Source organism: Hydrogenophilus thermoluteolus (assembly GCF_003574215.1).
GTDB classification, from domain to species: Bacteria; Pseudomonadota; Gammaproteobacteria; order Burkholderiales; family Rhodocyclaceae; genus Hydrogenophilus; species Hydrogenophilus thermoluteolus.
This window is the reverse complement of the sequence record NZ_AP018558.1, coordinates 1,071,473-1,090,000: the sequence shown is the minus strand read 5'-3', so window position 1 is coordinate 1,090,000 and position 18,528 is coordinate 1,071,473. Positions and strand designations below refer to the sequence as shown.

The window sequence follows — 18,528 nt, the reverse complement described above, 5'->3', positions numbered from 1 at the left end:
AGGGTCGTCGGCGACGATTTCGATCATCCCCATGTCGAGTTCGCGGTTTGCGACCCGATTCTGAGTCAGTTCCGAGTTCCCGACGATCAGGCGCGGAGTCACGTTGGGATGGCGCCGCTTGAACTCTTCGATGAGCCGGGGCGCCCAGTAAGCGGCAAGCGTCGTTGAACAGCCGATCGTCAGTGGCCCGCGCAGCTCTTGAGTCAATTCACTGATTCGGGTTTCGAGCTCGTCGTCCAAGAGAATCATCCGCTCGGCATAAGCAAAGACGATCTCACCGGCGGGGGTCAACCGCAATTTGCGGTGGCTGCGATCGATGAGCGTAGTGTCGAAATGCTCTTCGAGTTGTTTGATCTGAAAGGTCACCGCAGGTTGCGTCATGCCCAGCCGTTCCGCGGCACGGGTGAAGGAACCCGATTTGACGACGGTATAGAAAACACGCAAACGGCGATCTGCCATGGTCTATCCTCCTCTCTTTTTGTCGTTGTACGAACGGCTGGGCCGCGAGGCACGCGGACGCGGGGTGGGCGATTTCGCAGCCGTTGCCAACCCTTTGGGCAATGGAATCCCGAAGAGGCGGGAGACCTCTTCCGGAGGCAATTCTTGCCACATGCCGCGTTTGAGTCGGGGCGGTAGCGCAATCGGACCGTAACGCACGCGGATCAGGCGACTTACCGTATACCCCAGTGCTTCGAACATACGCCGCACTTCGCGGTTACGCCCTTCGCCAATCGTCACCCGATACCAGTGGTTCGCGCCTTGTCCACCGATATCGACAAGGGTATTGAACTGAGCAGGGCCATCCTCGAGCACGATCCCCTCCAGCAATTGCGTTTGATCCTCAGGGGTCAAGGTACCCAGAATTCGGACGGCGTATTCCCTTTCCCACCCATAGCGGGGATGCATCAAGCGGTTGGCCAAATCGCCATCGGTAGTGAAAATCAGCAAACCAGAAGTATTGAGGTCGAGCCGCCCCACCGCGAGCCAGCGGCCGCGGCGCAAAACGGGCAAGCGATCGAAAACCGTGGGACGCCCTTCCGGGTCGTCGCGCGTAACGAGCTCCCCTTCGGGTTTGTGGTAGAGAATCACCCGCGGAAACGCCGTTGCCCGGCGCCATTCGATCAGTTTCCCGTCCAGTTTGATGCGGTCTCCGGGTTTGACCCGGTCACCCAGTTGGGCGGGCCGATCGTTGAGCCGAAGGCGCCCGGCGCGAATCCATTCTTCGACGGTTCGGCGCGACGCAAGCCCCAATCGAGCCAGCACTTTTTGCAGACGCTCTCCCGGTTGCGCCGCTGACGCTGGTGCGGCACCGTCACGGACGGAATGTGTGTTATTGCGTGTCATGGTCGATGGCATTCCTGATTTTGGCCGCATTCTCTGCAGCGACTTCGGGCAATGGCGGCAGCTCGTCACGGCTCTTGAGACCGAGATCACTCAACAAACGCGGCGTGATCGCCCACAACGCCGGCCGACCCGGGCCGTCCCGATGTCCGACGATCTCGATCCACCCGCGCGCTTCGAGTTGTCGCAACAGATTGGGTGAGAGCTCGACACCGCGAATCTCCGAAATTTCGCCGCGCGTCACAGGGCCCTGGTAGGCGATGATCGCAAGGGTTTCGAGCATGGCGCGGCTCAGGTGTCGGTTTTGCTGCGCAAAGAGACGCGCGAGATAAGGTTGAACCTCAGCAACGGTGCGAAAACGCCACCCTTCCGCGACGCACACAAGGGAGAGCGCCCGCCCTTCCCATTCTCGCTGCAATTCTGCAAGCGCCGACGCAATGATGTCGCTACCGGGGTCGGGGTCGAAGCATTGGCGTAGTTCCGCGATGGTCAGCGGCCGATCGGCAGCGAAAAGAATCGCTTCGAGGATACGGCGTACCGTCCAGTGAGCGGAGGGTTCCTGGTTGCACCGCATCATCCCTTCCCCTTTTCCCAAACCACAGGGACAAGCGCTTCGTCTGCGGCTTCACTGAGCACGACGACGATGGGCGCAAGGGGTTCCTCTTGGGTCAGGTCCACCGCACCGAGACGTGTCAGTTCCAACAACGCGAAAAACGCCTTGACCAGGTACCGTCGGTCAGCGGACGGGGGTAGCAGTTCCGACAACGTCAGCGGCCGGCGCGCCAGCCGAAGCGTCTCCAAAAGCGCCTGAGTCACCACGGCGACGGTGAGCGGCTCTTCGACCACTTCGTGGGGACGCCGCTGCTCCTGTCGCGCCAGGAGCCCCCACCATGCGCGCGCAAGCGCTTGGAGCGAGGGTGCCGGTATCGGAGAGGGTTCGATCGGTTCTGCCACTTCGACAGGGTGCGCCCAGGTGAAATCGCGACCGGCGCGAGGCAATCGATCCAGGATCTCTGCCGCCTGGCGGTACTGCTCATACCGCAGGAGTTGCGCCACGAGCCGGGCCCGCGGATCGTCTTCCGACGCATCTTCGTCCGAAGTTGCCTCCGCAGCGCGTGGTAGCAGGAGCCGCGCTTTGAGCGCGATGAGGGTCGCCGCCATCGCAAGGTACTCTGCGGCAAGATCGAGGTCGAGCGCCTTCATCGCCGCGACGTATTCCAAATACTGCTCAGTGAGCTTCGCCACGGGAATGTCCCGCAAGTCGATCCGGTTCTTGCGGATCAGGAACCACAAGAGGTCGAAAGGGCCCTCGAATGCTTCCAGCAATAGACGCAAAGCCTGCGGCGGAATATAGAGATCTTCAGGGAGCTCCGCAAGCGGCGCGCCATAGAGGCGCGCAACCGGATGCTGCGCTTCGTCGCGCGTTGCGTTCGCCGCAGAGGTAGACACGGTGGATCTCACATCAGGTGTAGTCGATTCCCATCGCTTCCCGGACGTCGCGCATCGTCTCTTGGGCGACTTTACGCGCTTTTTCGCAGCCGTCAGCGACGATCGCCCGCACGAGCGACGGGTCGTCCAGATAAGGTTGCGCCCGTTCGCGAAACTGCGCCTGTTCCTTGAGAATTGCGTCGAGAACCGGTTGTTTGCATTCAAGACAGCCGATTTTCGCGGTTCGGCACCCTTCTTGGACCCATTGGTGACAGGTGGCGTCGGTGTAGATTTTATGGAATTGCCACACCGGGCAGCGCTCTGGCTCACCGGGGTCGGTCCGACGCACACGGGCAGGATCGGTCCGCATCGTGCGCACTTTTTTGGTGACGATTTCGGGCTCTTCGCGGAGAGCGATCGTGTTGCCGTAACTTTTCGACATCTTCTGTCCGTCGAGGCCAGGCATTTTCGCCGCTTCGGTCAAAAGCGCTTCCGGTTCGACGAGGATCAACCGGTGCCGCCCTTCCAGATAACCGTACAGCCGCTCCCGATCCCCTAACGTGAGGCTTTGCGCCTCTTCCAACATCGCTTTGGCTTGCGCGAGCGCCTCGTCGTCACCGTTTTGCTGGTAACGCGTTCGCAACTCCAGGTAGAGTTTTGCCCGCTTCCCACCCAGTTTTTTCACCGCTTCGAGCGCTTTGGCTTCGAATTCCGGTTCTCGGCCGTAGAAATGGTTGAAGCGGCGAGCGATTTCCCGTGTGAGTTCGATGTGCGGCACCTGGTCTTCACCAACAGGAACCAAGTTGGCTCGATAGATCAGAATGTCTGCTGCCTGCAGCACCGGATAGCCCAGAAATCCGTAAGTGGTCAGGTCTTTGTGCGACAGTTTTTCGATTTGATCTTTGTAGGTAGGAACCCGTTCCAGCCACCCGAGCGGCGTACTCATCGAAAGGAGCAGATGGAGCTCGGCATGTTCGAGCACGCGCGATTGGATGAAGATCGTGGCTTGGTTCGGGTTGATCCCAGCAGCAAGCCAGTCGATGATAAGATCCCATGTGTGTTGCGCGATCGATTGCGGTTCATCGTATTGCGTGGTCAGCGCATGCCAATCGGCAACGAAGAAGAAACAGGGGTACTCGTCTTGAAGTTTCACCCAGTTTTTCAAAACGCCGTGGTAATGTCCAAGATGCAGTCGCCCGGTGGGGCGCATGCCAGAGACGACGCGTTCCGCGTACATGAACATCAGACTCCTATGCCGACCAATGAGAGAAAAAACTGTCGAAAGAGCGCATAGAGCGGCCAGAGGATCATCGACAGGCCGCCAGAGAACAAGAGCAGCAATACGATCACCATGCCGTAGGGTTCCAAACGCGCAACCCAACTTGCCAAACGGTACGGCAATGCCGCAACCAACATGCGTCCCCCGTCGAGTGGCGGAATGGGCAAGAGATTGACGAGCGCCAAAATCAGGTTGATGTGAATGCCCGCGTCGCTCATTCGAGCCAGCGCCAGCCAACTGCCCCCCGGCCCGAACAGGAAGGCCACTTTGAAAAGGAGCGCCCACACGAGCGCTTGGGCGAGGTTGATCATCGGACCAGCCCCCGCGACCCAAAACATGTCCTGCTTGGGGCGGCGCAGGAAGCGCGGATCGACCGGAACCGGTTTCGCCCAGCCAAAGAGCATCGCGGGGCCACCGAACAGGGTCGATAACGTGAGGATACCGACAGGAACCGCGACCGTTCCGACCGGATCGATGTGTTTGATGGGGTTGAGCGTGATACGCCCGAGCCGCTCCGCGGTGCGATCGCCGAAAGCGCGCGCCACGTAACCATGCGCCGCTTCGTGCAAGGTGATGGCAAGTAAGACCGGAATCGCCCAAATCGCGAGCGTCGCGATGAGTTCTGCCATCACGTTTCGCTTTCAACCACTTCGAGCCCGAGGCGAGCCGGATCCCCCAAGCCCAGGCGACGGATCACAGGCGGGCGTTCCGTCAGGTCGATGATCGTGGTCGCACCCTGGGGTATCTCTTCGGTGTCGACGACCGCCGCGAGTACGTGCCCCAACTGGTCGAGGATCGCATCGGGGTCGGAAAGTGGTTCTTCGGCACCGGCGGGTTGAACGGTCGTTGCTAGTAGCGGCGCACCGTGCGCTGCCAACAATGCCTGCACGACCGGGTGGTCGGGCACGCGCAGGCCGATGGTTCGCCGTTTCGGATGGAGCACACGACGAGGAAGTTCGTGCGATCCCTCCAAGATGAAAGTAAATGGCCCTGGCGTACCGAGTTTGAGCAAACGATATTGTTGATTGTCGACCCGGGCGTATTGCCCCAAAATAGAGAGGTCGGGACAAAAGAGGGTGAAGAGGTGATTGTCGTCAACCCCCCGCAAACGGCGGACTTGCACGAGCGCGTTGGCGTCCCCCACCGGCCAGACCAGGGAATAGCTGGCGTCGGTAGGAATCGCGACGATCCCCCCGTTCGCCAACATTTGGGCGAGTTGCGCAATCCCACGGGGTTGCGGATTGCGGGGATGGAGCGGTATTCGCTTTGCGGTCATAGAAAACGATTATACCTGCTGCATCAAAATTCGGCGCGCAAAGAGCAAGTCTTCCCACGCCTTTCGTTTGTCTGCCGGGTTGCGCAACAAATAGGCGGGATGGTAGGTGACGACAACGGGAATCCCGTGGTAATCGAAGCGACGACCACGCGCTTGGGCGATTTTCACCTCTTCGTCGAGGAGCGCAAAAGCAGCTGGCTTGCCCAACGCGACGATGATGCGGGGCGCAAGGAGTGCGATTTGACGCGCGAGGAACGGGTTGCAGGCGGCGATCTCTTCCGGGTGCGGCGTTCGGTTCAAAGGGGGGCGGCATTTCACCGCGTTGGCGATATAGACATCCGCACCGCGTCTGAGCCCAAGGGCAAAGAGCATCTCATCGAGCAACTTCCCTGCCGGTCCGACGAACGGCTCTCCCTGGCGATCCTCTTCGCGTCCCGGCCCTTCGCCGACAAAGAGCCAGCGGGCACGGTGATCCCCTACACCCGGCACCGCTTGGGTTCGCTCACGCGACAACGGACAGGCTTGACAGCGGCGAATCGCCGCTTCGAGCGCCTCCCAATCCATCGTGGCGATCTGCTCGGCCCGCTCAGGGAATCGCGACGAAGGGGGCTCTGGCGGCGCTTGGGGTGGGGTTGGTTGGCGGGACGCCTGCCGTTGTGTCTGCTGGCACGGGTAGCGCGGCGCCGAACGGTCGGTATCGATCGTGACGTCCTGGGGGTTGGTTTGGGTATCGGTCTGCGTCTGCGCAGAACGATCGGAGATAAGCCAACGGGACCGCAACCGCCAAAGCGGCGTGAGTTCCATCGCGTCGAGCCATGCGAAACGGCGCAACGGATCGGTCATCGCGCGCTCCCGTCTGCGGTGCGATCCTTGCGCATCACCCAGGCATCGATGCGCTGGCCATCGGGTAGGCGATAGTAGGCTTTGCGGAGCGCTACCCGCTGGAAACCATGCCGTTCGTAGAGACCGATTGCCGGTCGATTGTCGGCTCGGACTTCGAGCCAAAAGGTGGCCGTTTCCTGGTTATGGGCGAAGAAATGGGCCAGTAGGCGCGCGCCAAACCCCTGTCGGCGATAGGGTTGCGCTACGACCAGATTGAGTAAATGGGCTTCGTCAGTGACCCACAGGCCCACGAGATAACCGACAGGACTGTGATTGCAGCGAAGCGCCCAACCTCGCTGGCACGCATTGGGTTGCCAACAGGCCACAAAATGGTCCGCTTGCCAAGGCATGGGCTGGCATGCTGCCTCAAGAGGAAGGAGCCAATCGAGATCAGCACGGGTAAGCGGATCGATCGTGACCGCGTTCATGCCCTACTCTGTGTTGCCGCTTCGCGTTTCTTTGCCCGTAACGCTTGCTGTTCTTCCAGGGTCAGCGCGACGCGCTCCCGGACATAAACCGGTTGCGCTGCATCGGCGGCGACGAATTGCTCCTGCGCGGCGGCTGCGCGCGCCGCGGCAAGGAGCGCTTCGGGCGCGATCGCGTCGATCCAGCGCGTTTCGAATGGCGCTGGCCACGATTCCGGCCAACCCTCTGCGAGGCGAAACCCCGCGAAACGAAATTCGGTACCATCGGGATCAATCGCGATCTCATCCCAGCGGGCGGTATGCGGTGAGACGAGTGCTGGTTCCGAACGTGGTTGCCATTCCCCGCCCGCGGTCACTTCGAACCAACGGTGGTACCACTCACCCATGCGGGCGTCGGCAGCAACCCAGACGCGGCCACTCGGGCCCTCCGGGTATGCCGAGCGCCCGACCAGTGCCAGCGCGTCGAGCGCCAACAGAGGTTTGCCCAACGCCATCCCCATCCCCTGCGCCACCGCGCACGCCAAGCGAACCCCGGTGAATGCCCCGGGTCCCGCACCGAACGCGATCGCATCGATCTCCTGCTGCCAGTTGCCAAGCCCCTTTTCCGCAAAAGTCTGGGCAATGGCCGCGAGCAAGTGCTCGGCGTGGCGTGCATAGCCCTGAAGCTTACGGGTATGCACCGCCTCATCCCACTGGACGGCGACGCACGCATGGTCAGAAGCGGTATCGAAAGCCAAGATTTTCATGCCTGCGATTGTACCGAGAAAAGCAGGTACAATCGTGTCACCATGAAGTTTCTTTTCGACCTCTTTCCGCTGATCGCGTTCTTTCTCACCTACCAGGTGCTGAATGTCCTGCCCGACTGGCGCGACGCGCTGGCGCCTTGGTTCGGTGACGGGATTGCACCCGATCGGGTGCCCATCCTTGCGGCCACCGCAGTCACCATCGGCGCGACTGCGTTGCAGATCGTCTGGCTCAAAGTACGACGCAAACCCGTCGACAAAACGCTCTGGGTCACCTTTTTCCTCGTGACGCTCTTGGGTGGAGCAACGATTTTCTTTCACGATCCCCGTTTCATTCAGTGGAAACCCACTGCGGTCTATTGGTTCATGGCGCTCGCGTTATGGATTGCGCGTTTGAGCGGCCGCAACCTGATGGAACTTACGCTGCGCCACCATGTCCAATTGCCGCCGCGAAAGTGGCGTAGCCTCTCGGATGCGTGGTCTGGTTTCTTTCTTTTTTTGGGCGCGCTCAACTGGTGGGTGGCCAGCCACTTCAGCGAAGCGGTATGGGTCCAGTTCAAGCTCTTCGGGACGTTGGGATTGACGCTGCTTTTCGTCGTGGGACAGGCACTTTGGCTACACCGCCACGCGCTGCCCGATCCTTCGGCGAATGCGCCGAACGCCACCGGTTCGAGACAGGGTGAAGAAAGTTAGTATGAATCCGACAGAAAAGACACAAGCGATCCGAGAACGGCTTACCGCCGCACTTGCGCCTTGTCGGTTGCAGGTCGAAGACCAAAGCCATCTTCACGCCGGGCACAACCCCGCCGCGCAGCACGGCGGCACCCATTATGCAGTGACGATCGTCTCCGACCAGTTTGCGGGCAAACGCAGCATCGAGCGGCATCGCATGGTCTATGACGCGTTGGGTTCGGTGATGGCCTCGATCCACGCGTTGGCAATCACCGCGAAAACGCCGGATGAACCGTGACACTTTTATTGGGGTGTAACACAGAGTTTGTAAGACATATTTTGGTACGTTCAATTGACTTCGAAAGGAAAGCGATGAAAACCATTAGCCAGCGCATGATCCGTTTGACCGCTGCATCCGTCTTTGCGGGTGCCTTCGCACTCCCCCTCTGGGCTGGAGACGTTGCCAAGGTCAATGGACAGGCGATCCCAGAATCCCACCTTCAAGCGATTCTCGACAAACAGATCGAGCAAGGGCAAAAAGACACGCCGGAGCTTCGCGAAGCGATTCGGGAGGAGCTGGTCCGCCGTGTCGCGATCGAGCAGGCGGCAAAAAAAGCAGGGCTCGACAAAGATGCGAAAGTCCAAGCGGAAATGGCACTGGCCAAGCAAGGCGTGCTGCTGCGCCACTATCTCACTCAATACATGAAAGACCATCCGGTTACTGACGCGGAGCTCCAGGCTGCGTATGAAAAGATCAAAAAAGCGTTTGCGGGCAACGAGTACCACGTACGCCATATCCTCTTCGAGAGCGAATCTGCCGCGAAGCAGGCGATTGCCGATCTGAAATCGGGCAAGGTGAAGTGGGAAGAACTGGCCAAACAGTCGAAAGACCCGGGTAGCCGTGAAAAAGGGGGCGATCTGGGCTGGGCGACCCCCGAGATGTTCGTCAAACCGTTCAGTGACGCGATGACCCAGTTGAAGAAGGGGGAAATGACCGAACAGCCCGTGAAAAGTGAGTTCGGTTGGCACGTGATTCGCTTAGACGACGTACGCCCGCAAACGCCACCAGCGCTCGAGTCGATTCGCGAGCAACTCACGCAACAACTGCAACAGCAGAAGATGGAGCGCCACATCGAGGAGTTGGTCGCGAAAGCGAAGGTTCAATAACGATCGACCGCGGCTCTTGAGGAGGTAGTACGATGGCTCGCTGGTTGGAAGCCGACGCGATCGAGCAGGTTTGGCGTTTTCGTCACGCATGCAAGCAGTTCGATGCGTCCCGTACCATCCCGGAGCACGATTGGGAGGCAATCCTAACGGCTGCTCGCCTTTCGCCAAGCTCTTTCGGCTTCGAACCGTGGCACTTTTTGGTGCTCCAAAATCGTGCGGTTCGGGAAGCGTTACTTCCTGTGGCATGGGGCGCACAGGGACAATTTCCCACGGCCAGCCACGTCGTGGCGATCCTGGCGCGCAAGGACGTGCGTTGGGATTCGCCTTACCTTGCTGCACACATGCGCGAGGTGAAGCGTCTCGATGACGCAACCATTGACCAAAGGCAAACCCGTGTGCGCAATTTCCAGGAGCGTGAGTTCAAACTGCTCGAAACACCCACAGGGCTTTTCGAGTGGTCGGCGCGCCAATGCTACCTGGCATTGGCGAGCATGATGACCGCTGCGGCGCTTCTGGGGATCGACTCCTGCCCGATCGAAGGGTTCGATCGCGAACAAGCCGAAGCGATTTTGAGCCGCTTTCATCCGATCGACTGGACAACATGGGGACTTGCGGTCTTTGTCGCATTCGGTTACCGCGTCGTCGAACCACCTGAAAAAACCCGTTGGCCGAAGGATAAAACCGTTACGGTTTTGTGAATCAGCGCACGGCACGATCCCGTACGCAAAAAGCCCACCCGTTCCGGGTGGGCTTTTTGGTTCCTGCTGCTGGGAACGCCCAGCAGCACGATGGCTCACATGCCCAGCGCGAACGCTTCGTCGGTGAACGCAACGGTCACCTCGGCCCCATCGACCACCGTTTCCGCAAGCGCCGTTGCGTGCGGCAGGATATGGTCGGCATAGAACCGGGCGGTGTCGCGTTTGCCTTGGTAGAAGCGCGGATCGGCGGTATCTCCTTGGGAGAGACGCTGATGGGCAACGAGCGCCGCACGCGCCATGTGCCAACCACCGCAGACGATGCCGAAGAGCTCAAGGAGTGGTACCGAGCTGGCGTGCGCCGATTTCGGATTGCTCTGGTAGTTCGCGACGATGAACTCGACCCCTTTACGCAGCGCAGCGATCCCCGCTTCGAGACGCGTCGCAATCCGCCCCAACGCCGCATCACCGGTGGCACGCAGTTCGACGACCGTTTTTTCCATCTCTTGCGCCAATCCCTGCGCGACCATCCCGCCGTTGCGCGCGATTTTACGACCGATGAGGTCGTTCGCTTGAATCGCGGTCGTCCCTTCATAGATCGGGGTGATGCGGGCGTCACGGAAATGTTGCGCCGCGCCGGTCTCTTCGACGAACCCCATACCGCCATGCACCTGGATGTTGAGCGAGGTCATCTCCACCGCCCGTTCCGTGCACCACCCTTTCACCACGGGAATCATCAGTTCGACATACGCCTGACTGCGCTGCCGGACTTTTTCGTCGGGGTGGTGACGGGCAAGGTCGAACGCTGCGGCGACATGGTAGTTCATCGCCCGCATCGCTTCGGTATGGGCCTTGATGCGCAAAAGCATCCGGCGGACATCGGGGTGTTTGATGATCGGCACGCGCTCATCGCTCTTTTGCCCCACCTCGAACCCTTGAATGCGTTCTTGCGCGTAGGCAAGGGCTTGCTGATAAGCGCGTTCGGCAAGCGCCAGCCCTTCCATCCCCACGGCAAAACGGGCTTCGTTCATCATGATGAACATGTACTGAAGCCCTTTGTTCGGCTCACCGACGAGTTCGCCGATCGCACCACCTTGGTCACCAAATGCGAGCACGCAGGTGGGGCTGGCATGAATCCCGAGTTTGTGTTCGATCGAGACGCAGCGCACATCGTTGCGCGCCCCGAGCGAACCATCCTCATTGACGAGGTATTTGGGCACGACGAAGAGCGAGATCCCTTTTACCCCTTCCGGCGCGTCCGGAAGCCGGGCAAGAACGAGATGGACGATGTTGTCGCTCATCTCATGTTCGCCGTAGGTGATAAAGATCTTCTGCCCGAAGAGTTTAAAGCGTCCATCGCCGATGGGTTCGGCACGGGTCCGTACCGCGGAGAGGTCAGAACCTGCCTGCGGTTCGGTGAGGTTCATCGTGCCGGTCCACTCCCCGCTCACCATTTTGGGCAGGTAGAGCTGTTTTTGCCGGTCGGTGCCGCAAAGCATCAGCGCTTCGATCGCACCTTGGGTGAGCATCGGGCAGAGGGAAAAGGCCATGTTCGCCGATTTCCACAGCTCCATCACCGCAGTGGAGACCAACTTCGGCAATCCTTGGCCACCATATTCGGGATCGCAGGCCACCGCGGTCCAGCCCGCTTCGCGGAACTGCTGGTAGGCCGTTTTCCACCCGCTCGGGGTGATCACACGCCCATCTTCCCAGCGGCACCCTTCTTGGTCGCCCACGCGATTGAGCGGTGAGAGCACCTCGGTTGCGAATTTCCCACCCTCTTCGAGTATCGCTTGCACTACGTCTGGGGTGGCATCTTCACAACCCGGCAACTGGCTGATCTGTTCCAGACCGCACAACTCTTCCATCACAAAGCGCATATCGCGCAACGGCGCACGGTATTCACTCATTTCGCACACTCCTTGGGATTACAGTTTTTGGGTCAATTCCGGGACCGCTTGGAAAAGATCGGCGACCAAGCCGTAATCGGCAACCTGGAAAATGGGGGCATCGGGGTCTTTGTTGATCGCGACGATCACTTTCGAATCCTTCATACCGGCCAGGTGCTGGATCGCACCCGAAACGCCGATCGCGATGTAGAGTTCCGGCGCGACGATCTTGCCGGTTTGCCCCACTTGCCAGTCGTTCGGTGCGTAGCCAGCATCGACCGCGGCGCGCGACGCGCCGATCGCGGCGTTGAGTTTGTCGGCAAGCGGTTCCAACAACGCGTGGAACTGCTCGGCGCTGCCCAAGCCACGCCCACCGGTCACCACGACACGCGCCGCAGTGAGTTCCGGACGCTCCGAGTGAGTCAATTCACGGCTTACCAATTCCACTTTGGGGCCGGTAAAGGTCACGGACAACGATTCGATCGGTGCCGCCGCGTCCCTTTGCGCAACTGCGTCGAACGCGGTGGTCCGCACCGTGAGGACGAGCGGCTCATCGTCGCAGGTGACGGTTGCCAGCGCATTACCCGCGTAGATCGGGCGCACGAAGGTTTTCTCATCGACGATGCCGATCACGTCGGAGATTTGCGCACGATCGAGTTTGGCTGCGACACGCGGTGCGACGTTTTTGCCGAACGCCGTCGAGGGGAAAACGATATATCGTGCCCCCTGCGCCGAAGCGAGCACCGCGTCGGTCACCGCTTCGGCGGTGTGGCCCGCGAGTTCCGGCGCGTCGGCTTGAAGCACTTTCGCCACGCCGTCGCATTGCGCTGCTGCTTGAGCGGCGCCGCCACAATTAGTCCCCGCAACCAAAACCGTCACATCGCCAAGCTGCTTGGCCGCTGCGATCGCATGCGCCGTGCTTGACACCAAGGTTTCGTCGTTGTGTTCCGCGACCACCAATACAGAATGTCCCATTGCACGCTCCTTCGCATTCGGTTAGATGACTTTGGCTTCGTTCTTCAACTTCGCGATCAACTCGTCGACGTCGGCCACTTTCACGCCGCCTTGCCGTTTCGGGGGTTCTTCGACTTTGAGCGTTCGGATCCGCGGGGTGACATCGACACCGAGCGCCTCTGGGGTGACGGTATCGAGCGGCTTTCTTTTCGCTTTCATGATGTTGGGCAACGACGCAAAACGCGGTTCGTTGAGGCGCAAATCGGTGGTGATCACCGCAGGAAGCGCCATTTTCAGGGTTTCCAAACCCCCGTCGATCTCACGCGTGACGGTGACGGTTTGCGCACCCGTGTCGACCTCGACTTTCGACGCGAATGTCGCTTGCGGCCAATTGAGCAACGCCGCGAGCATCTGTCCGGTTTGGTTCGCGTCGTCGTCGATCGCTTGCTTACCCATGATCACAAGCTGCGGCGACTCTTTGGCGACCAGCGCGGCCAAAAGCTTGGCCACCGCGAGCGGCTGCAGCTCGACTTCGGTCTGGACTAGGATCGCGCGATCCGCACCCAGTGCGAGCGCCGTGCGCAGCGTCTCTTGACACGCGGCAACCCCAGCACTCACCGCGACGACTTCGCTGGCGACGCCTTTCTCTTTGAGACGCACCGCCTCTTCGACGGCGATTTCGTCGAAGGGGTTCATCGACATTTTGACGTTCGCGGTATCGACACCGCTGCCGTCGGGTTTGACCCGGATCTTGACGTTGTAATCGACCACGCGCTTGACAGGAACCAAAATTTTCATCGCGCTTGCTCCTTGCTTTTGGATGAACGACGGTTTACCATACGGTATCGTATGGAAGATACGATAGCGCAGTTACACCGTTGCGTCAAGAGGTTTTCGAACAACTGTTTGATATGAATCAACCCCAAAACCTGCCGAGCAAATCGCTCAACCGCGACGCGTGGATTCGCGCCGCGATCGACCTCTTGGCCAAAGAGGGGATTGCCGGTTTACGGGTCGAACGGCTCGCGCACCGCCTGGGCGTCACCAAAGGGAGCTTTTACTGGCACTTCAAAGATCGCCGCGATCTCCATCTGGCCGTGCTCGAACACTGGAAAGCGGGGCGAATTGCCGATATCGACAAGCAAACCCGGTGTCCATCCGGTACGGAAGCAGAACAACTTTTGCACGTGATCGATGTCTATAGCGCAAGCCGGAACCCCCGAGGTATTCTGATCGAATTGGCGGTACGTGAATGGGCACGGCGTGACGAAGCAGCGGCTGCGGTCGTGAGTGAAGTCGATGCGGTGCGACTCGACCGGGCACGGCGCTTGTTCTTGGCGTGTGGTCTGGACGAAGCGACCGCGACAGCCCGCGCAGCGCTCCTCTACGCTTACGTTTATGGCATGTCGTTGCTATTGCTTCCAGTCGCCAGTCACGAACTCGAAGCGATGCGGCGTCAGATCGCGCAGTGGATCGCTGCGTGCCCGTCTCGAACCGCTTGATAGCAAACCGCTTGTTGGGGAATTGCTCACCGAGATCACACCCATGATTGCCTTCGCTTCAGAAAACGCCCCGGTGGCCCTGCACTGGTTCCGGAATGACCTCCGGCTGCGCGACAACCCGGCTTTGACCGAAGCCGCGCGTTTTGGTGCGGTGGTTCCGGTCTGGATCGACGATACCACGATCCCACCAAACGAAGCGCCGGGCGCCGCGTATCGATGGTGGACACGCCGTTCGCTCGTTGCACTCGACGACGCGCTGAAAGGAAATCTTCGCTTTTTTCGTGGCGATCCGTCCGTGCTGCTTCCCGATTTGGTGCGCCGCTACGGGGTGCGTCGGGTGACGTGGACCGAAGCGCATGAACCGTGCGTCCGCGCGCGTGACACCCTGCTCGCCACTTCCTTGACCGAGCTTGGGGTTGAAGTGGTGCGCCGCAACGGGTCCCTGCTCTGGAACCCAGAAACGATCGCCAAGCCGGACGGTACGCCATACCGCGTCTTCACGCCGTTCTTTCAAAAGGGGTGCCTCGCTGCGCCATCGCCCCGCACGCCGCTTCCCGCGCCAGACCTTACCCTGATTCCCCGTGCCGCGTCGGAACCGGGCGTCGAGCCAGCACCGGAAGCCGAATGGGAGCGAAAGCTGGGGACGCAGTGGACGATCGGTGAAGCAGCTGCCCACACTCGGCTCGACGCCTTTTTGGCAAACGGCCTTGCCGGATATGCCTCGGGGCGCGACTTTCCGGCACGCCCCCATACCTCGCGCCTTTCCCCCTATTTGGCGCACGGAGAGATCTCACCGAACACCCTGTGGTACGCGGTAGCAGGACGGGCTTCGGCCCGCGATGTCGCAAAATTCCGCACTGAGCTCGCTTGGCGAGAGTTCGCACACTACCTCTTGGTTCACTTTCCCCAGATGGTCACCGAACCGTTCCGCCCCGAATTCACCGCCTTTCCCTGGGAGGAGGACGAAGCGCTGTGTCGTCGCTGGCAACGGGGCGAAACTGGAATCCCGATCGTAGACGCCGCGATGCGCGCGCTTTGGCGCACCGGTTACCTGCACAACCGGTTGCGGATGGTGGTCGCCTCATTCCTGACCAAGAATCTGCTGCTTCACTGGCGCGTGGGTGAGGCGTGGTTTCGCGATACGCTCGTCGATTACACTCTGGCCAGCAACGTAGCCAGTTGGCAGTGGGTCGCAGGATGTGGCGCCGATGCAGCGCCCTACTTTCGCATCTTCAACCCCGTGTTACAAGCGGAAAAATTCGACCCGGACGGATCGTTCATCGCTACCTACCTTCCCGAACTCGCTAAGCTCCCGACACCCGCGCGTTTCGCGCCGTGGACGGCATCCGAGGCAACTCGGGAAGCGGCCGGACTCTTTTTGGGAAAGAATTACCCTCAGCCAATCGTTTCGCTCGTCGCTTCCCGCGCCCGAGCGCTTGCCGCGTATGCGCGCATCAAAGCGTCTACTAGCGATTGAATCCAGCTGCGGTCAGGAGCTGTTGGGTGTACGGATGCTCCGGACGATTGAGCACTGTGGCTGTCTCCCCGCTTTCGACCACTTTTCCGCGGTAGAGGACCACCACCCGATCGGCCAAGTACTCGACCACCGCCATGTTGTGGGTGATGAAAAGGAGCGACAGGCCACGTTCGACCACCAGGTGCGCCAACCGTTGCAAAATTTCCGCTTGCAGCGTGACATCGAGCGCACTGGTGATCTCATCGCAGACGAGCAGCTCCGGTTCAAGCGCCAATGCCTTCGCGATCGCGATCCGTTGCCGCTGTCCTCCCGAAAATTCGTGCGGATAACGCTGTAACGTCTCTGCCGGCAAACCCAAAGCCGTCACCCACGCTTGGGCCCGTTGCCACCGATCGGCGTCGTCGACGCCGATGCGATGCACCGCCATGGGTTCGGTGATGAGCGCACCAATGCGCCGTTTCGGGTTGAGCGATGCGAACGGATCTTGAAAAACCACCTGGACACGACGTCGCACGGGTTGCCACGCGTGGCGCGGACGGTTTTGCATCGGGGTACCAAAGAGCGAAAGCGTCCCAGCGGTGAGCGGCTGCAAACCGAGTACCGCGCGCCCCAACGTGCTCTTGCCTGATCCCGACTCTCCGACCACGGCGACCACTTCACCGCGCCGAATCGTAAGATCCACGCCGTCCAGCGCTTTGACGTATCCAACCGTACGCCGGAGCACGCCACGCTGAATCGGGAAATAGACCCGAAGATTGCGTGCGTCCAGAATGGAGGCGTCGCTGGGCACAGCTGCACACGCGGTGTCAGCCTCATTGGGCGATGCACTCGTACTCATGCCCGTTTGGCGGCACCCTTTCGGGCGGGGAGGAAGATGACGCGGCTGCGCGGCCCACAGACGCCGGGTATAAGGGTGTTTGGGCGCTTGCGTGACCTCCGCCACCGTGCCCATTTCGACGATGCGCCCGGCTTGCATCACCGCGACGCGATCGGCCACTTGCGCGACCACGTCCAGGTCATGGGTGATGAAGAGCATCGCCATCGCATGGCGGCGTTGCAACGTGCGAAGAAGCTGCAGGATCTCCGCTTGCACCGTGACATCGAGCGCGGTAGTCGGCTCGTCGGCGATGAGCAGTTTCGGTTGCGCCACCAGCGCCATCGCGATCATCGCCCGCTGCCGCTGGCCGCCCGAGAGTTGATGGGGGTAACTGGCCGCGATGCGCTCGGCGTCGAGTTGCACCTCGGTAAGCGCAGCGGCCACCGCCGCTTGCCGCCCGAGGGGCGAGAGGTGCGGCGCGTGGAATTCGAGCACTTCAGCGATCTGCGCGCCGACTGTCATCACTGGGTTGAGCGCGCTCATCGGCTCTTGGAAAATCATCGCGACGTGCGCTCCGCGCACTCGTGCCGCGACATCCGGCACCAAGAGGTTACCGCTGATCCCGGAAAGGGTCGCCTGCCCAAGCGCGGGCGCGAAAACCCCCGTAGGCAAAAGGCCCAACAGCGCTTGCGCGGTGAGCGACTTCCCCGACCCCGATTCCCCGACGAGTGCGAGCGTTTCGCCGGCCGCAATCGAAAAGGTGAGGTCCGAAACCAGCGGCTCTGTACCATTGGCCAGTGTGATGGTGAGCCCTTCGACCGTGAGCAAAGGGTCTAACGTCATCGCCCGTTCCGCTCCAGGCGCGGGTCGAGCGCGTCGCGCAACGCCTCACCCAAGAGGTTATAGGCCAAGACGGTCATCAAGATCGCACCACCGGGAAAAAGTGCCAGCCACCAGTTGAATGCCGCGCTCTTCACCGCCTGATTGAGCATCTGACCCCAAGAGGGTTCATCGACGAGCCCCAGTCCGAGAAAAGAGAGCGTCGCTTCCGCCAGGATCGCCGACGCGACGCCAAACGCCGCCGCAACGGCAAGCGGCGCAACGGCGTTGGGCAACATGTGGCGAAAGAGCACGGAACGCAGGGGCAATCCCGAAGCGATCGCCCCTTGCACGAACTCGATCCCGCGCAAGCGCAAGAATTCGGCCCGGGTGTAGCGGGCGTAACCGGGCCAGGCGGTGAGCCCGATGATCACCATCATCAACGGGAGCGACCGCTCGAAAAAGGCGACGAAAGTCAGTAAGAGAAACAGAGTGGGCACCGCTTCGAAGATTTCGACCAAGCGCATCCCGATGAGGTCGATCCAACCCGCAAAATAGCCCATTGCAGCGCCGATCGTTACCCCGATCACGAGCGCGACGCCAGTGGCGATGAAACCGATCGATAGCGCGATGCGGCTCGCGTGGATCATCCGCGACGCGACATCTCCGCCTTGGTCGTCGGTTCCCAGCCAGTGCCACCGCTCTGGGATCGCGGCAAGCGGCGGTTCGAGCGCGGTTACCCCAAAATCGCGCAAATAATCTTTCGGCGAATAGGGAATTGGCGCCCACAGGGCGGAACGCAATTCCCCCGCACGTTCTGCCTGCCGCCAGGCGTCATAGACCACGAGCGGTGCGGGTTTGAGATACGCACTGCCGATGCCCCACGCGACACCAACCACCCCAAGAGCGATCCCCAATCGACGCGCAGCTGGGATACGGCGCCAACGCAGCAACACGACCGCGCTCCACCACCCGACCCACCACGCGACGTCTTCGGCAGTGAATTGCGCGAAAAGCGGAAAAGCCCACCGACCATCGGCGCGCTCGACCCAGAGCGGCAGTGAGTTGGCCAAAAGCGGTGCCCAGGCCGCGACGGTTGCAAGCAACCCCAACCACACGAGCGCAAAGCGCACCGCGCCACCCATTCCCGCGATTCGCCCTA

21 protein-coding genes (1 of these 21 running past the window's edge) are annotated in these 18,528 nt (G+C 60.8%); 6 read left to right on the top strand and 15 right to left on the bottom strand.

The annotated features are described in order from the left end of the window. The 10 genes in view from HPTL_RS05315 to tsaB are tightly spaced (at most 13 nt apart) and all read right to left on the bottom strand, a layout consistent with a single transcriptional unit that may run on beyond the window. Nucleotides 1–459: the start of a LysR family transcriptional regulator gene (locus tag HPTL_RS05315; protein ID WP_119335045.1), read on the bottom strand. Its footprint begins 483 nt before the window's first position; 459 of the gene's 942 nt are visible here — the first part of the coding sequence; the start codon lies at nucleotides 457–459; its stop codon lies beyond the left edge, outside the window. Nucleotides 460–462: 3 nt separating this feature from the next. Continuing rightward, nucleotides 463–1,344, bottom strand: coding sequence for a 23S rRNA pseudouridine(2605) synthase RluB (gene rluB, locus HPTL_RS05310; RefSeq protein ID WP_197713807.1), 882 nt, complete (start codon nucleotides 1,342–1,344; stop codon nucleotides 463–465). Continuing rightward, nucleotides 1,331–1,918, bottom strand: coding sequence for an SMC-Scp complex subunit ScpB (gene scpB, locus HPTL_RS05305; protein WP_119335043.1), 588 nt, complete (start codon nucleotides 1,916–1,918; stop codon nucleotides 1,331–1,333). The genes rluB and scpB overlap by 14 nt, the downstream gene beginning before the upstream one ends. Further along, on the bottom strand, nucleotides 1,915–2,790 hold the full coding sequence (locus HPTL_RS05300; protein ID WP_170141282.1) for a segregation and condensation protein A: 876 nt from the start codon (nucleotides 2,788–2,790) through the stop codon (nucleotides 1,915–1,917). Before HPTL_RS05300 ends, scpB begins: the two co-directional genes overlap by 4 nt. 13 nt (nucleotides 2,791–2,803) lie before the next feature. Then, a complete protein-coding gene (locus HPTL_RS05295; protein WP_119336093.1) occupies nucleotides 2,804–4,006 on the bottom strand; it encodes a tryptophan--tRNA ligase in 1,203 nt (400 codons plus the stop codon). A gap of 5 nt (nucleotides 4,007–4,011) precedes the next feature. Then, on the bottom strand, nucleotides 4,012–4,677 hold the full coding sequence (locus tag HPTL_RS05290) for a site-2 protease family protein (protein WP_119335041.1): 666 nt from the start codon (nucleotides 4,675–4,677) through the stop codon (nucleotides 4,012–4,014). Continuing rightward, nucleotides 4,677–5,324: an L-threonylcarbamoyladenylate synthase gene (locus HPTL_RS05285; RefSeq protein WP_119335040.1), complete on the bottom strand. Its 648-nt coding sequence runs from the start codon at nucleotides 5,322–5,324 to the stop codon at nucleotides 4,677–4,679. The genes HPTL_RS05290 and HPTL_RS05285 overlap by 1 nt, the downstream gene beginning before the upstream one ends. A gap of 9 nt (nucleotides 5,325–5,333) precedes the next feature. Continuing rightward, nucleotides 5,334–6,167 (bottom strand): uracil-DNA glycosylase, encoded by an 834-nt coding sequence (locus HPTL_RS05280; protein WP_119335039.1) that lies wholly within the window; start codon nucleotides 6,165–6,167, stop codon nucleotides 5,334–5,336. Continuing rightward, complete coding sequence (gene rimI, locus HPTL_RS05275; RefSeq protein ID WP_119335038.1) at nucleotides 6,164–6,634, bottom strand: ribosomal protein S18-alanine N-acetyltransferase; 471 nt, start codon at nucleotides 6,632–6,634, stop codon at nucleotides 6,164–6,166. Before rimI ends, HPTL_RS05280 begins: the two co-directional genes overlap by 4 nt. Further along, a complete protein-coding gene (gene tsaB, locus HPTL_RS05270) occupies nucleotides 6,631–7,377 on the bottom strand; it encodes a tRNA (adenosine(37)-N6)-threonylcarbamoyltransferase complex dimerization subunit type 1 TsaB (RefSeq protein WP_119335037.1) in 747 nt (248 codons plus the stop codon). The genes rimI and tsaB overlap by 4 nt, the downstream gene beginning before the upstream one ends. Before the next feature lie 42 nt (nucleotides 7,378–7,419). Between tsaB and HPTL_RS05265 the strand changes: the two genes are divergently transcribed. The 4 genes from HPTL_RS05265 to HPTL_RS05250 all read left to right on the top strand — a co-directional run bounded on the left by HPTL_RS05265 (nucleotide 7,420) and on the right by HPTL_RS05250 (nucleotide 9,911). Then, the gene (locus tag HPTL_RS05265) at nucleotides 7,420–8,067 is read left to right on the top strand and encodes a septation protein A (protein WP_119335036.1); all 648 of its coding nucleotides are present in this window, start codon (nucleotides 7,420–7,422) and stop codon (nucleotides 8,065–8,067) included. Nucleotide 8,068: 1 nt separating this feature from the next. Beyond that, the gene (locus HPTL_RS05260) at nucleotides 8,069–8,344 is read left to right on the top strand and encodes a BolA family protein (protein WP_119335035.1); all 276 of its coding nucleotides are present in this window, start codon (nucleotides 8,069–8,071) and stop codon (nucleotides 8,342–8,344) included. Nucleotides 8,345–8,418: 74 nt separating this feature from the next. Beyond that, nucleotides 8,419–9,213 (top strand): peptidylprolyl isomerase, encoded by a 795-nt coding sequence (locus HPTL_RS05255; RefSeq protein ID WP_119335034.1) that lies wholly within the window; start codon nucleotides 8,419–8,421, stop codon nucleotides 9,211–9,213. 32 nt (nucleotides 9,214–9,245) lie between these two features. Next, a complete protein-coding gene (locus HPTL_RS05250) occupies nucleotides 9,246–9,911 on the top strand; it encodes an NAD(P)H-dependent oxidoreductase (protein ID WP_119335033.1) in 666 nt (221 codons plus the stop codon). A 95-nt stretch (nucleotides 9,912–10,006) separates the two neighbouring features. Here the strand turns inward: HPTL_RS05250 and HPTL_RS05245 are convergent, their stop codons facing one another. The 3 genes from HPTL_RS05245 to HPTL_RS05235 are packed head-to-tail and all read right to left on the bottom strand — an operon-like array spanning nucleotide 10,007 to nucleotide 13,549. Next, complete coding sequence (locus HPTL_RS05245) at nucleotides 10,007–11,818, bottom strand: acyl-CoA dehydrogenase (protein ID WP_119335032.1); 1,812 nt, start codon at nucleotides 11,816–11,818, stop codon at nucleotides 10,007–10,009. Between the two features lie 18 nt (nucleotides 11,819–11,836). Continuing rightward, entirely contained in the window at nucleotides 11,837–12,772 is a 936-nt protein-coding gene (locus HPTL_RS05240) for an electron transfer flavoprotein subunit alpha/FixB family protein (RefSeq protein ID WP_119335031.1), read from the bottom strand. 21 nt (nucleotides 12,773–12,793) lie between these two features. Beyond that, entirely contained in the window at nucleotides 12,794–13,549 is a 756-nt protein-coding gene (locus HPTL_RS05235; protein ID WP_119335030.1) for an electron transfer flavoprotein subunit beta/FixA family protein, read from the bottom strand. A 113-nt stretch (nucleotides 13,550–13,662) separates the two neighbouring features. On the opposite strand from HPTL_RS05235, the gene HPTL_RS05230 reads away from it, so the two are divergent. Both HPTL_RS05230 and HPTL_RS05225 read left to right on the top strand, forming a co-directional pair. After that, nucleotides 13,663–14,253: a TetR/AcrR family transcriptional regulator gene (locus HPTL_RS05230; RefSeq protein WP_119336092.1), complete on the top strand. Its 591-nt coding sequence runs from the start codon at nucleotides 13,663–13,665 to the stop codon at nucleotides 14,251–14,253. Nucleotides 14,254–14,326: 73 nt separating this feature from the next. Then, on the top strand, nucleotides 14,327–15,730 hold the full coding sequence (locus HPTL_RS05225; RefSeq protein ID WP_197713806.1) for a cryptochrome/photolyase family protein: 1,404 nt from the start codon (nucleotides 14,327–14,329) through the stop codon (nucleotides 15,728–15,730). Here HPTL_RS05225 and HPTL_RS05220 read toward each other — a convergent pair. Further along, nucleotides 15,720–17,390 carry an ABC transporter ATP-binding protein gene (locus HPTL_RS05220; RefSeq protein WP_119335028.1) on the bottom strand — a complete coding sequence of 557 codons (1,671 nt, stop codon included), beginning with the start codon at nucleotides 17,388–17,390 and terminating at the stop codon, nucleotides 15,720–15,722. The two genes, HPTL_RS05225 and HPTL_RS05220, sit on opposite strands and share 11 nt — an antisense overlap. Next, a complete protein-coding gene (locus HPTL_RS05215) occupies nucleotides 17,387–18,511 on the bottom strand; it encodes an ABC transporter permease (RefSeq protein WP_408610114.1) in 1,125 nt (374 codons plus the stop codon). The genes HPTL_RS05220 and HPTL_RS05215 overlap by 4 nt, the downstream gene beginning before the upstream one ends. Nucleotides 18,512–18,528 lie beyond the last annotated feature (17 nt).